This is a genomic window from Mycobacterium sp. PO1 (assembly GCF_017312405.1).
Taxonomy (GTDB): domain Bacteria; phylum Actinomycetota; class Actinomycetes; order Mycobacteriales; family Mycobacteriaceae; genus Mycobacterium.
This window is the reverse complement of the sequence record NZ_BLTG01000001.1, coordinates 56,740-69,878: the sequence shown is the minus strand read 5'-3', so window position 1 is coordinate 69,878 and position 13,139 is coordinate 56,740. Positions and strand designations below refer to the sequence as shown.

At 65.9% G+C, this 13,139-nt stretch carries 13 protein-coding genes and 1 pseudogene; 5 read left to right on the top strand and 9 right to left on the bottom strand.

What is annotated here, in order from left to right:
* Positions 1-6 precede the first annotated feature (6 nt).
* The 7 genes and pseudogenes from J3476_RS00360 to J3476_RS00330 form a co-directional block, all read right to left on the bottom strand.
* Positions 7-1,137 carry an NDMA-dependent alcohol dehydrogenase gene (locus J3476_RS00360; protein WP_207064647.1) on the bottom strand — a complete coding sequence of 377 codons (1,131 nt, stop codon included), beginning with the start codon at positions 1,135-1,137 and terminating at the stop codon, positions 7-9.
* Between the two features lie 92 nt (positions 1,138-1,229).
* A complete protein-coding gene (locus J3476_RS00355; protein WP_207064646.1) occupies positions 1,230-1,769 on the bottom strand; it encodes a nuclear transport factor 2 family protein in 540 nt (179 codons plus the stop codon).
* Positions 1,770-1,771: 2 nt separating this feature from the next.
* Positions 1,772-1,978 (bottom strand): ferredoxin, encoded by a 207-nt coding sequence (locus J3476_RS00350; protein WP_207064645.1) that lies wholly within the window; start codon positions 1,976-1,978, stop codon positions 1,772-1,774.
* Between the two features lie 4 nt (positions 1,979-1,982).
* A complete protein-coding gene (locus tag J3476_RS00345) occupies positions 1,983-3,341 on the bottom strand; it encodes a cytochrome P450 (protein ID WP_207064644.1) in 1,359 nt (452 codons plus the stop codon).
* Between the two features lie 92 nt (positions 3,342-3,433).
* Positions 3,434-4,255: pseudogene (locus J3476_RS00340) on the bottom strand (SDR family oxidoreductase); the annotation flags it as partial.
* Between the two features lie 12 nt (positions 4,256-4,267).
* Positions 4,268-5,485, bottom strand: a complete 1,218-nt coding sequence (locus tag J3476_RS00335; RefSeq protein WP_207064643.1) for a cytochrome P450 — start codon at positions 5,483-5,485, stop codon at positions 4,268-4,270.
* A gap of 48 nt (positions 5,486-5,533) precedes the next feature.
* Positions 5,534-6,130 carry a TetR/AcrR family transcriptional regulator gene (locus tag J3476_RS00330; protein WP_207064642.1) on the bottom strand — a complete coding sequence of 199 codons (597 nt, stop codon included), beginning with the start codon at positions 6,128-6,130 and terminating at the stop codon, positions 5,534-5,536.
* A gap of 175 nt (positions 6,131-6,305) precedes the next feature.
* On the opposite strand from J3476_RS00330, the gene J3476_RS00325 reads away from it, so the two are divergent.
* The 5 genes from J3476_RS00325 to J3476_RS00305 are packed head-to-tail and all read left to right on the top strand — an operon-like array spanning position 6,306 to position 11,105.
* Positions 6,306-7,772 (top strand): aldehyde dehydrogenase, encoded by a 1,467-nt coding sequence (locus J3476_RS00325; protein WP_207064641.1) that lies wholly within the window; start codon positions 6,306-6,308, stop codon positions 7,770-7,772.
* 46 nt (positions 7,773-7,818) lie between these two features.
* Positions 7,819-8,583, top strand: a complete 765-nt coding sequence (locus J3476_RS00320) for an SDR family oxidoreductase (protein WP_207064640.1) — start codon at positions 7,819-7,821, stop codon at positions 8,581-8,583.
* The gene (locus J3476_RS00315) at positions 8,580-9,440 is read left to right on the top strand and encodes an NAD(P)-dependent oxidoreductase (protein WP_207064639.1); all 861 of its coding nucleotides are present in this window, start codon (positions 8,580-8,582) and stop codon (positions 9,438-9,440) included. Before J3476_RS00320 ends, J3476_RS00315 begins: the two co-directional genes overlap by 4 nt.
* A gap of 5 nt (positions 9,441-9,445) precedes the next feature.
* The gene (locus tag J3476_RS00310) at positions 9,446-9,889 is read left to right on the top strand and encodes a carboxymuconolactone decarboxylase family protein (RefSeq protein WP_207064638.1); all 444 of its coding nucleotides are present in this window, start codon (positions 9,446-9,448) and stop codon (positions 9,887-9,889) included.
* Positions 9,879-11,105 (top strand): hypothetical protein, encoded by a 1,227-nt coding sequence (locus J3476_RS00305; RefSeq protein ID WP_207064637.1) that lies wholly within the window; start codon positions 9,879-9,881, stop codon positions 11,103-11,105. The genes J3476_RS00310 and J3476_RS00305 overlap by 11 nt, the downstream gene beginning before the upstream one ends.
* On the opposite strand, the gene J3476_RS00300 is transcribed toward J3476_RS00305, so the two are convergent.
* Positions 11,102-11,695, bottom strand: a complete 594-nt coding sequence (locus J3476_RS00300) for a TetR/AcrR family transcriptional regulator (RefSeq protein WP_207064636.1) — start codon at positions 11,693-11,695, stop codon at positions 11,102-11,104. The genes J3476_RS00305 and J3476_RS00300 overlap by 4 nt on opposite strands.
* Positions 11,696-11,794: 99 nt before the next feature.
* Positions 11,795-13,027: a cytochrome P450 gene (locus tag J3476_RS00295; protein ID WP_207064635.1), complete on the bottom strand. Its 1,233-nt coding sequence runs from the start codon at positions 13,025-13,027 to the stop codon at positions 11,795-11,797.
* Between the last annotated feature and the right edge of the window lie 112 nt (positions 13,028-13,139).

Sequence of the window (13,139 nt, the reverse complement as noted above, 5' to 3'; positions counted from 1 at the left end):
GAGGACCTACCGATCGGCGTCGGTGTAGCGGATCACACCGCGGATGTTCTTGCCCTCGAGCATGTCCCGGTAACCCTCGTTGATCTGCTCGAGCTTGTACTGCCGGGTCACCATGTCGTCGAGGTTCAACCGGCCCGCCTTGTACATCGACAGCAGCTGTGGGATGTCGAAGTGCGGGTTGCCGCCACCGAAGATGGTGCCCTGCAGGTTCTTCTGCAGCAGCGTCAGCATCGACAGGTTCAGCGTGACATCGGAGCTCGCCATGTTGGCGACCGCGGTGACCACACAGGTACCGCCCTTGGCGGTGATGTTGAGGTAGTTGTCGATCTCCTCGCCCTTGAGTTCACCGGTGGTGATGATCGTCTTGGACGCCATCCGGCCCTCGGTGATCTCGGCGACGCCCATCATCGCGCTGACGATGTCGGGGTAGGCGTGGGTCGCGCCGAACTTCAGTGCCTGGTCGCGCTTCCACTCGACCGGGTCGACGGCGAAGATGTTGCGGGCACCGGCGTTCAGCGCGCCCTGCAGCGCACCCATGCCGACACCGCCGATGCCGGCGATGACGACGTCGTCGCCCGGCCGCACGTCGGCGCTGCGCACCGCCGAGCCGTAGCCGGTGGTGACGCCGCACCCGACCAGGCAGGCCACCTCGAACGGGATGGACGGGTCGATCTTCACGACCGAGCTCTTGTGCACGACCATGTACGGGCTGAAGGTGCCCAGCAGCGTCATCGGGATGACGGGCGTGCCGTCGGTGGCGTGGATGCGGTGGGTGTTGTCGGAGACCGCTGTGCCCTGCAGCAGCATCGCACCCAGGTCGCACAGGTTGCGCATCCCGGCCTGGCATGACGGACACGAGCCGCACGACGGGATGAACGACAGCACCACGTGGTCGCCCGGCTCGAGGCCCTCGACGCCCGGGCCCACCTCCGTGACGATCCCGGCGCCCTCATGTCCTCCGAGCACGGGGAAGCCGGCCATCGGGATGTCGCCGGTGACCAGGTGATGGTCCGAGTGGCACATGCCCGCGGCTTCCATCTGGATCTTGACCTCGTCCTTGACGGGGTCGCCGATCTCGATCTCCTGGATGGTCCAAGGCTGGTTGAACTCCCAGATCAGAGCGCCTTTGGTCTTCATATCTCCTGCTTTCGGCTAGAGCTCTTGGTTCCAGACTAGAGGCTCTAGTTAGCCACATCACAACGCCCCCAAGCAACTGCTTGGTGGTGTGCTCACCAAATCGGGACGGGGGCCTCGCCCAGCGGGTAGTAACCGGGCAACTTCTCCCCGGCCAGCGACCGCTCGATGCGCTTCTGCATCGTCGGTGTGAGGTCACCGGATTCGATCAACTTCATGAACGCCTTCTGCACATGTCCGAAGTCGAAGAAGTCGCGTTGCCACTCGATCAGCAACTGCTCGTTCAGCCGGAACCAGCTACCGCCGATGCCGTAGATCTCGTCGCGGGTTCCGTCGGACTTGTGGGCGATCTGCTTCCAGAAGCCCACGATCTCGTTCTGCTTCTCGTCGATCAGCACCTTCTGGTACTCGTAGACCCAGTTCTCCAGGCCCTCCATCTCCAAGCCGAGCGCGACGTCGCGGATCTCGTCCTTGTTGACGCACATGACGTCTTCCTTCGGACCGATGTTCCACCCGTACGTCGCGTCGTCGGTGTAGAAGTCCGCCATGGGTTTCCAGTCACCGGCCGCCTCGGCGTCGCGGTTGGCCTGCAGCCACCGCTCGACCCAGTCCTCCAGTTGCTCGCGTGACGCCATTCTCACTCCTTTTCTTCGATGGACAGTGCGCGGGTCGGACACATCTCGACGGCCAGTTCCACGGCATCGCGGAGCTCGTCGGGGGGCTCGGGATCGACGACCTCGACGACGCCGCGCTTGGGCACCTGGAACACGTCCGGTGCCTCGAGCTCGCACATGGCGTGTCCCTGGCACAGGTCCTCGTCGAGCACCACTCGGTAGCAGCCCATCGGCCTAGCCCTTGACTCGCCTGCGATAGCGGACCGTGGCGGGCCGCGCGAGCTGCACCACCATCTTGGAATGATCGTTGCGGTACGAATCGGCGGGCTGGGCCATCTCGAACTCGTACTCGCGCAACAGGACCGAGAAGATCGCCTTGATCTGCATCTGCGCGAAAGCCGCACCGACGCAGCGGTGCTTTCCCGCCCCGAACGGAATCCACGTCCACCGGTTGATCAGGTCTTCCTGGCGCGGCTTGTTGTAGCGGTCCGGATCGAAGTTGTCCGGATTCGGGAAATCCTCGGGAATCCGGTTGGAGATGGCCGGCGAGGCGGCCACCATCTGACCTTTGTGGATCGGGTGCCCCGCCACCTCGAACTCGTCCTGGGCCACCCTCATGAGGATGATCAGCGGCGGGTGCAGCCGCAGCGTCTCCTTGAGTGCGTTGTCGAGCTTCGGGATCTGACGCAGTGCATGGAAACTCACCTCCTGGCCGTCGGCGTAGAGGTCGTCGAGCTCCTGTTGCACCTGCGCGTAGTAGTCGGGATGCCGCAGCAGTTCGATCAGCGTCCAGCTCGACGTCCCCGAGCTGGTGTGGTGGCCGGCGAACATCAACGAGATGAACATGCCGGTGATCTCGTTGGCCGAGAATCGGGGGTTGCCGTTGTCGTCCTTGATCGAGACGAGCACGTCGAGCATGTCCCGGTCGGATTTGTCCTTGGGCGGGTTGGCGATTCGGCCGTCCATCACGTCCTGCACGAGCTCGACCAGTCCGGCGCGGGCTTCGTCTCGGATGCGGAAGCTCTCGATCGGCAGGTACGGGTCGACGTAGCACAGCGGGTCGGTGCCGCGTTCGAGCAGGTGGTAGTAGTTGGCGAAGCGCGAGTCGAGCTGATTGCGGAACTTCAGCCCGATCAGGCATGCCGTCGAGGTGTAGATCGTCAGCTCGGCGAAGAACTCCAGGAGGTCGATCTCGCCGGAGTCGCCCCAGTCGGCGATCATCCGCTTGACCTCGTTCTCGATCGTCGCGGCGTGGCCCTTCATCTGTTCACCGCGCAGCGCCGAGTTGTGCAGCATCTCCGCCCGGCGCTCGGGATCGGCGTCGAACACCACGCCCTCGCCGAAGATCGGTGTCATGAACGGGTACGCCTCAGCCTGATTGAGCTCGCTGTCGCTGGAGCGGAAGAAGAACTCGTTGGCCTCGGCGCCGGAGAGCATCACGACCTGCTTGCCGGCGAGCTGGAACCAACCCACGTCCCCGCACTCCTCGCGGAGGCGCTTCATCAGCCCGATCGGATCGGTGCGGAACTCTTCCAGGTGCCCGTGCTCTTCGTCTTCCCCACCGGAGACGCGGGGGACTATTGCAGTGGTCATGCTTCTCCTAACTCTCCCGTCGCTTCGCTCGCCCCGGGTGAATCTCCCGTCGCTTCGCTCGCCCCGGGTGAATCTCCCGTCGCTTCGCTCGCCCCGGGCAACGCCCCGTCCTCGAGCTTGAGCTTCTGACGGTCTCTTGTCGTGATCAGCGGCGCCTCGGGCTGCAGCTCCATGTTGGCGATGAAGCCGCCGCGCGGGGTTTCGGCGACGAAGGTGATGGCGCGCGCCAGATCCGAGGCGCGCAGGAAGTAGTCGTGCCGTGCCTGACCCCACTTGGCCCAGTCCTCGAGAGCGGGCCCGATGAGCTCGGCGGGCAGGCTCCAGCCCATTCCCGTCTTCGTCGGACCAGGATGCACGATCGACGCGCGCACTCCGGTGCCTTCCAGCTCCATCTGCAGGTTCGTGACCATTGCCACCAGAGCTGCCTTCGCCGCGCCGTAGGCGCCCATGTGCGGGCGCTGGCGCAGCGCCACATCCGAACCCACGAAGATCAGGTCGCCGCGCTGGCGTTCGATCATGCCCGGCAGCACCGCGGTGGCAACCCGGTTTGCGCCGATCAGGTGGATCTGAATCTGCGACTCGAACTGTTCGGTGCTGATCGCGTCCAGCTTGCCGAAGTAGGTGTCGCCGGCGCCGGCGACGAGCACCTCGATGTCGCCCAGTTCGGCGGTGGTCTGCTCGACGCACGCTTTCACCGAGTCGGGGTCGGTGACATCGAGATGGACCGCGATGGCCTCGCCGCCGTCGGCGCGGATCGTCTCGACGATCCCCTGGCACTTCTCCACGCGGCGGGCACCCAGCGCAACCGGGAAGCCGCGGGCTGCGAGGTCGATCGCGGTAGCGGCACCGATGCCGGACGAGGCGCCGGCCACCAGCGCGGGTCGGCGGTCGGGCAGCGGGTCAAAACGGGGCATTGCCAGTACCTTTCAGCGGAGCTGGACAGCGATGGGAAGGTGCGCGAATCCGCGGACATTGCTCGAGTGCACGCGGACGGCGTTGTCCTCGTCCACCTCGTATCCGCTGATGCGCTTGAACAACTCGGCCAGCGCCACCCGGGCCTCCATCCGGGCCAGGTGCGCGCCGAGACAGAAGTGGGCTCCGCTACCGAAACTCATCAGCTTCGAGCCGATCTCCCGGCCGATCACGTAGTCGTCGGGGTTCTCGAACGCCCGCTCGTCGCGGTGCGCAGAACCGGGGAGCAGCAGCAGGACACCACCATCCGGGATGGTGGTGTCATACAGCGTCAGTCCGCCGGCGACGGTGCGGGCAAGGATCTGGCTGGACGTGTCGTAGCGCAGGGTCTCCTCGACCCACAGCGGGACGCGGTCCAGGTCGTCGTAGACAGCGGTGAGCTGGTCGGGGTTGCGGTGACCCCAGAACGCCGCGTTGGCGAGGAGTTTGGTGGTCGTCTCGTTTCCCGCGATCACCATCAGGAACATGAACCCGAGAATCTCGTCGTCCGTGAGGCGGTCACCGTCGATCTCGGCCTCCAGCAGTGCCGAGGTCAGATCATCGGTCAGCTGTTTGCGCCGTTCGGCCACCATCGACTGGTAGTAGACGATCAGGTTCAGTGACGCTTCCACCGCCGCCGCGGGCACGTCGGTGACGCCCTCCTCGCGGTGCATCACCCCGTCGGCCCACGCCCGGACCTGCACCCGGTCGGCCTCTGGCACGCCCATCAACTCGGAAATGACGTCCATCGGCAGCTTGCCGGCGAACTCGTCGACGAAGTCGACGGTGCCGACGGTGTCGCTGCTGCGGACCTTCTCCAACATCGTGTCCAGGTGGCGGGTCGCGATCTGGGTCACCCGCGGCTCCAGCTCGCGGATGCGTCGCGGCGTGAACCCCTTGGACACCAGCGTGCGCAGTCGCAGATGGTCCGGATCATCCATGGCCAGAAAGGACATCGTCTTCGACGCATGCGGGCCGCGCGACGCCGGATCCAGTGAGACGCCGAACTTGTTCGACAACGTGGTGCTGTTGCGGAAACCCTGCAGCACATCCTGGTGCCGCGAGAGCGCCCAGAAGCCCAGCTCCTCGTTGCGGTACAAGGGCGCCTCGTCGCGCAGCCGCTGATAGTACGGGTACGGATCCTCGTGGAAGTCGTAGTCGTACGGGTCGAGCTTGACGTCGCTGATGGTCATCGGTCCTCTCCGACGCTGGGTCTCACTTGTCGTCTCCGACGACGGGTCTCATTTGTCATCTCCGACGATGAGACCGACCACGTAACTCAGGCGGTCGGCGATCTGGTGGTAGGTGAATGCGCCGCTGCCGGCATTGACCAGCGCACCGAAGAACGTCATCTCCAGCGCGGCCAGGGTTCGTGGGTCGGGGTCCGGGCCGACCGCGGCCCGGATGCGGCGGTGGATCTCGCTGCCGATGCGCTCCCGCACCGCGCGCACCGCTGCGTCATTGCCGGACAACAGTGCCGTCGTGCACGCCGCGGCGACCTCCGGTTCGTCGGCGACCGTCAGCGCCATCGCCCGCAGGGTCTTCTCGACCCGGCTGCTGGTCGTGTCGTTGACATCCGTGAAGTAGTCGACCTTGCGGATCAGGTCGAGGTAGACCTCGGCGATGAGGTGGTTCTTCGACGAGAAGTACGTGTACGCCGTCGCCGGGGCCACTTTCGCCCGGGCTGCCACGGCGCGCACCGTCAGGTCGGCGTAGGACGATTCGCGCAGCATCTCGATCCCGGCGGAGAGCACCTTGCGGAAGGTCTCTTCCTGCCGCCGGTTGCGCGGTGGTCCCTGCGTCGAATCTGTGAGCGCAGCAACAGCATCACTGGACACTTGTCCAAGCTATCGGAACCTGCTGCCATCCGGCAAGTATCGGCGCGAATATGCAGTTGAGATGGCATGCGGCTGGTCTCCGTGACGTCCGACCTTGATTCGTCCGATGGTGTGGGGCTATCGTTCGAAGCGACTATCTCGGACAGTTGTCCAGATTCACGACACAGGAGGTGGGATGGCAATCCTGGCCGATCGCGAGAGCCGGCTGCTCATCGACGGCAAGCTCGTCACCGGCAGTGCGGGTACCTTCCCCACGGCCAATCCCGCCACCGAGGAAACGCTGGGCGTCGCGGCCGATGCGAGTGCCGAGGACATGGGTGCGGCCATCGGGGCGGCGCGGCGGGCGTTCGACGAGACGGACTGGTCGACGAACACCGAGCTGCGGGTGCGCTGCCTGCGTCAGCTGCAGCAGGCCATGCGTGACCACATCGAGGACCTCCGGGAGCTGACCATCGCCGAGGTCGGCGCGCCCCGGATGCTGACCTCAGCCGCCCAGCTCGAGGGTCCTGTCGAGGACCTGAGCTTCTGCGCCGACACCGCCGAGTCCTACCAGTGGACCAGTGACCTCGGGATCGCCTCGCCGATGGGCATCAAGACCCACCGCACGATCGCCCGCGAAGCCGTCGGGGTCGTCGGCGCGATCACGCCGTGGAACTTCCCGCACCAGATCAACCTCGCCAAGATCGGTCCCGCGTTGGCGGCGGGAAACACGTTGGTGCTCAAGCCTGCTCCGGACACACCGTGGGCTGCGGCAGTGCTCGGCGAACTGGTCGCCGAGCACACCGACTTTCCGGCGGGTGTCGTCAACATCGTTACCGCCAGCGACCACAGTGTCGGGGCGTTGCTGTCGAAGGACCCGAGGGTCGACATGGTGTCGTTCACGGGGTCGACCAACACCGGCCGGGCCGTGATGGCCGACGGCGCGGCGACGTTGAAGAAGGTGTTCCTCGAACTCGGCGGCAAGTCGGCGTTCCTCGTGCTCGACGACGCCGACCTCGCCGGAGCGTGTTCGATGGCGGCGTTCACCGCCTCGATGCACGCCGGCCAGGGCTGCGCGATCACCACCCGCCTGGTGGTGCCGCGCGACCGGTACGACGAGGCCGTGGAAGCCGCCGCCGCCACCATGGGTGGTCTCAAGCCGGGTGACCCGAACGACCCGGGCACGATCTGCGGCCCGCTGATCTCCGAGCGCCAGCGCGACCGCGTCCAGGGCTACCTGGATTCGGCGAGTGCCGAGGGCGGCCGGTTCGCCTGCGGCGGAGGGCGTCCCGCCAGCCGGGACACCGGCTTCTTCATCGAACCGACGGTGATCGCCGGGCTGGACAACACCGCCAAGGTGGCCCGTGAGGAGATCTTCGGTCCGGTCTTGACCGTCATCGCCCACGACGGCGACGACGACGCCGTGCGCATCGCCAACGACTCGCCGTACGGGCTGTCGGGCACCGTGTTCTCGGCCGATGCCGACCGGGCCGCCGGCATCGCCGCCCGGATGCGGGTCGGCACCGTCAACGTCAACGGCGGCGTCTGGTACTCGGCGGACATGCCGTTCGGCGGCTACAAGCAGTCCGGCATCGGCAGGGAGATGGGTCTGGCCGGCTTCGAGGAATACCTCGAGATCAAGGCGATCGCCACAGCGCAGTAACTCCGCTCGAACTCGACAGGGATCGAACCCGACAAGGAAGGCACCCGTGGGACTTTACGGAGATCAGTTCAACGAGAAGGTGGCGATCGTCACCGGGGCGGGCGGCGGTATCGGCCAGGCCTACGCCGAGGCGTTGGCACGCGAAGGCGCAGCGGTGGTCGTCGCCGACATCAACACCGAGGGGGCGCAGAAGGTCGTCGACGGGATCAAGGGTGAGGGCGGCACGGCCTTGGCGGTACCGGTCGATGTCTCCGATCCCGACTCCGCCAAAGACATGGCAGCCCAGACGCTCTCGGAGTTCGGCGGCATCGACTACCTGGTCAACAACGCCGCCATCTTCGGCGGGATGAAGCTGGACTTCCTCATCACCGTCGACTGGGACTACTACAAGAAGTTCATGAGCGTGAACCTCGACGGCGCGCTGGTGTGCACCCGGGCCGTGTACCGCAAGATGGCCAAGCGGGGCGGCGGCGCGATCGTCAACCAGTCCTCGACCGCGGCGTGGCTGTATTCGAACTTCTACGGCCTGGCCAAGGCCGGCGTCAACGGACTGACCCAGCAGCTGGCGACCGAGCTCGGCGGCCAGAACATCCGGGTCAACGCGATCGCCCCGGGCCCGATCGACACCGAGGCCAACAGGACCTCCACTCCGCAGGAGATCGTCGAGGACATCGTCAAGAAGCTGCCGCTGGCCCGCATGGGCGAGCCCGAGGACCTGGTCGGCATGTGCCTGTTCCTGCTGTCGGATCAGGCCAAGTGGATCACCGGCCAGATCTTCAACGTCGACGGCGGACAGATCATCCGCTCATGAGCGAGCCCAAGCTCGGCTACATCGGCCTGGGCAACCAGGGCGCGCCGATGGCCAAGCGCCTGGTCGACTGGCCGGGCGGCCTCGTGGTGTTCGACGTGCGCCCCGACGCGATGACGCCGCTGGCAGAGCTGGGGGCAACGATGGCCGACAGTGTCGCCGATGTCGCCGCCGCCGACGTCATCAGCGTGACGGTGCTCAACGACGATCAGGTGCGCGAGGTGGTCGGCGAGCTCGGTGAGCATGCCAAGCCCGGAACCGTCATCGCGATCCACTCGACGATCGAACCGGAGACCGCTCCTGAACTGGCAGACCAGTTGCGCAGCAGGGGTGTCCACGTCGTGGATGCCCCCGTCAGCGGTGGAGCCGGTGCAGCAGACAAGGGCGAACTGGCCGTGATGGTCGGTGCGGACGACGAGGCCTACGAGATCATCAAGCCGGTGTTCAAGAAGTGGGCCTCGATGGTGGTGCGGGCAGGTGAACCCGGTGCAGGCACGCGAATGAAGCTGGCCCGCAACATGCTGACCTTCATCGGCTTCGCCGCTGCGTGCGAGGCGCAACGACTGGCGGAGGCTGCCGGCATCGATCTGCAGAAGCTTGGACGGGTGGTGCGGCACAGCGACGCCCAGAGCGGTGGGCCCGGCGCGATCATGTACCGCGACGACACCACGCCGCTGGCGCCCGACCACTTCCTTCACGACATGTTCGTCCACACCCGGGGCCTGGGGGAGAAGGACCTGCGTCTGGCGCTGCGCCTCGGTGAGGCCAACGGGGTGCAACTTCCGCTGGCGGAGGTAGCCCTGCGGGACCTGGCCGCCGGCCTCGGTGTGCCACACACAACGTCGACGGTGAAGGAGTGACGCCGATGGACGAGACGCGCCGCAGAGGCCTGGAGAAGATGAACGAGGTCTACGGCTGGGAGATGCCGAACGTCGAGGGCGATCCGTACTTCGACCTCACCGTGGACCACCTCTTCGGCAACATCTGGACCAGGCCGGGCCTGTCGATGCGGGAGAAGCGGATGATGACGCTGACCGTGGTGACCGCGGTCGGCAATGCCGATCTGGCCGAGATCCAGGCCAACGCCGCTCTGGCCAACGGGGAGCTCACCGTCGAGGAGCTCAAGGAGATGGCGGTCTTCCTGACCCACTATCTGGGTTTCCCGCTCGGATCCAAGCTCGACGGCGTCGTCTCCAAGGTGGCCAAGCAGCGCAAGAAGGCGGCCGAGAAGGGACAGGCCGAGGACAAGCGGGCGAACGTCAACGCTGCGGTGAACATGCATTCGGGAGGCAGTCTCGGTGATGAGTAGGTATGCGGCGCTCTCCCGCGAGGAACTCGCCGTCCTCGTCCCCGAGCTGCTGCTCATTGGTCAGTTGATCGATCGCTCCGGAATGGCCTGGTGCATATCCTCGTTCGGTCGCGAGGAGATGCTGCAGATCGCGATCGAGGAATGGGCCGGCGCCAGCCCGCTGTACACCAAGCGGATGCAGAAGGCGCTCGACTACGAAGGCGTCGACATCGTCACCGTTTTCAAGGGTTTGCAGCTGGACATCGGCGCGCCGCCGCAGTTCATGGATTTTCGGTACACCGTGCACGACCGGTGGCACGGCGAGTTCCACCTCGATCACTGCGGCGCCCTGCTCGACGTGGAACCGATGGGTGAGGACTACGTGCGCGGGATGTGCCACGACATCGAGGATCCGACGTTCGACGCCACCGCGCTCGCCACCAATCGTCGATGCCAGGTGCGTCCGATCCACCGGCCGCCGCGCACGCCCTCAGACCGGCATCCACACTGCGCGTGGACGGTGATCATCGACGATTCCCACCCAGAAGTGGACTTCATCCCGCAGCTCGACATCGTTGCGGCCACCAACGCGCACAACACCGTGCTCGAGCCGATCGATCGCGATGAGGAAGGCCGCGCGGACTATTCCGGACCGCTCGTGTCCGATGTCGACTTCGGTGCGTTCTCCCATTCGGCGTTGGTGCGGATCGCCGACGAAGTGTGTCTGCAGATGCACCTGTTGGTGCTGTCGTTCAATCTGGCCGTCCGTGCACGGGCGAACGGCGATGCGGCACTGGAAGAGTCGATCCGGTACAAGGCGCTGACCGGCATTGCGGGCGTGGCGGCCGAACGTATCCGTGGTGCCCTCGGCATTTCCGCCGACGCGATCGGCGCCTTGCGGATTCTCGAGCTGCACCCGCTACTCAATCCGGCGGCCTACGTCTTCGCCGACATCGATCCCGAGTACGTGCATGTGCGGCGCTCGCCGGCCCATGACGACGGAGCATGGATCTCACTGGTGTCGCCGGCGGCCGACCGGCCGGTTCAGGCGATCGTCCAGGCCGTCGACCCGCACCTGCGTGCCGAGCTGAGTGGCACCGAAGCCGACTGGACGGTCCGGGTGGTCACCACCGACACCGCTGCCGAGGAATTCTCCGAGGTCTCGGTGTGCAAGGTCTCGGGTGGGGCTTCCTGGGTCTTCGAGGACCGGAAGTCGCTTCCGCTGACGGTGGTTTAACCCGGCCGCAGCGCCCTGCCGACCCACCGGTGCAGGTACGCGCGAAGCTCCTGACCGCGGCGCGGCGGTCGGCCCGGGTCGATGACGAACGACTGGATGATGCGCAGCAGGTGCTCGGACAGCTCGTCGATCTCGGCATCGTCGTAACCTGCCGCAACCCAGTCGACATCGAGACGCTGCACCATGTCGCGGGCGAAGCGCAGCGCGACATCGGAGGTGACCGATTCGGCGTGCTGGGAGCCGCCGGGCACCATGAGCATTCCGATGTACTTCTCCCGCGGCAGCCACTCCAGTGCGGTGGCCACGGCTTCGGTGACCGCCTCGGGTGGGCTGGTGATCCCTGCGACGTGCTCGGTCAACCGGTCCAGGAATCCGTCGACCGCATGCACCGCCGCGGCGACCAGAAGTGCCTCGGTACTGGCGAAATAGCGATAGACGGTCTGGCGGGTCACCCCGACGGTGCGGGCCACGTCGCTGATGCTGAAGTCCGCGCCATGAAGTTCGATGGTCTTGCCGGCAGCGTCCAGGATGCGTGCGATGGCCTCGTCATCCGAGGCCGGCTTGGCTCCGGACCAACCGTGGGTGCGCACGGATGCACTCTAGCCACCGCCGGCATTCACCGTTGAGGCTGCGCTGGCGGCGGGCGTCACTCGCACTCTTCCGCCGTGGATGCACTCTCAACGCAGGTTCTAGCGGTAGGAGACCTCGAGTTCCTTGACGCCGTTGATCCACCCTGAGCGCAGCCGCTTCGGCTCTGCCAGTTTGGCGATGTCGGGAACCTGGTCGGCGAGCTCGTCGAAGATCAGTTTGATCTCCATGCGGGCCAGGTTGGCCCCGATGCAGTAGTGGGCGCCGTTACCGCCGAATGCCAGGTGCGGGTTGGGATTACGCAGAATATCGAACTCGAACGGCCGGTCGAAGACGTCCTCGTCGAAGTTCGCCGAGCTGTAGAACAGCCCCGCGCGCTGGCCCTCCCGGATCGTCACCCCGCCCAGTTCGACGTCCTCCAGGGCGGTGCGCTGAAAGCAGTGCACCGGAGTGGCCCACCGGATGATCTCGTCGATTGCGCTGTCGGGGCGTTCCCGCTTGAACAACTCCCACTGGTCCGGATTGTCGAAGAACGCGTTCATGCCGTGGGTCATCGCGTTGCGGGTGGTCTCGTTGCCGGCCACCGCCAGCAGGATCACGAAGAACGCGAACTCCACGTCCTCCATCGCCTCGCCATCGATGTCGGCCTGGACCAGCCGCGTCACGATGTCGTCGGCAGGACAGCGGCGCCGTTCCTCAGCCATCGTGTACGCGTAGCCCATCAGTTCTGCGTTGGCGGTGGTCGGGTCGGAGTCGAAGTCCGGGTCGTCGGTGTTCATGATGCAGTTCGTCCAATGGAAGAGCCGCTCGCGATCCGCCTCCGGTACTCCGATCAGATCCGCGATGGCCTGGAGCGGCAGGTTCATCGCGACGTCGGCAACGAAGTCACCGGAGCTCTTGGCGGCCGCGGCGGCGACGATTTCCCGGGACGCGACGGCCAGCTTCTCCTCGAGCGCGGCGACGGCGCGCGGGGTGAACAGCCGCGACACGATCTTGCGTAGCCGGGTGTGTTCAGGTGCGTCGTGGTTGATCAGCAGCGCCTTGGTCAGATCCAGCTGTTCTGCGGTGACCCCGTCGGGCAGCCGCATCACCGCACCCTTGCGGTTGGTCGACCACTGTCCGCTGTTGCGGGAGATGTCCTTGATGTCGGCGTGACGGGTGATCACCCAGTAGCCGCCGTCGTCGAAGATCGTGTCGGTCTGCTCGTTCCACCAGACCGGCGCGGTCTTGCGCAGCTGCGCGAACTCCTCGACGGGAATGCCTTCGACGAGGACGTCGGGGTCGGTGAAGTCATAGCCCTGGGGCAGAAAAGGGCAGCTCGCAGCTGTGGTCATGGTGATCGCTCCTGTGTGACGTACAACACTTCGCTACGACCATACACTAGCTCGACAAACTGTATGGCCGGGCGAGCGGCGTCGAAGGTGTTCGCGGTGCCCGAACGCTCGG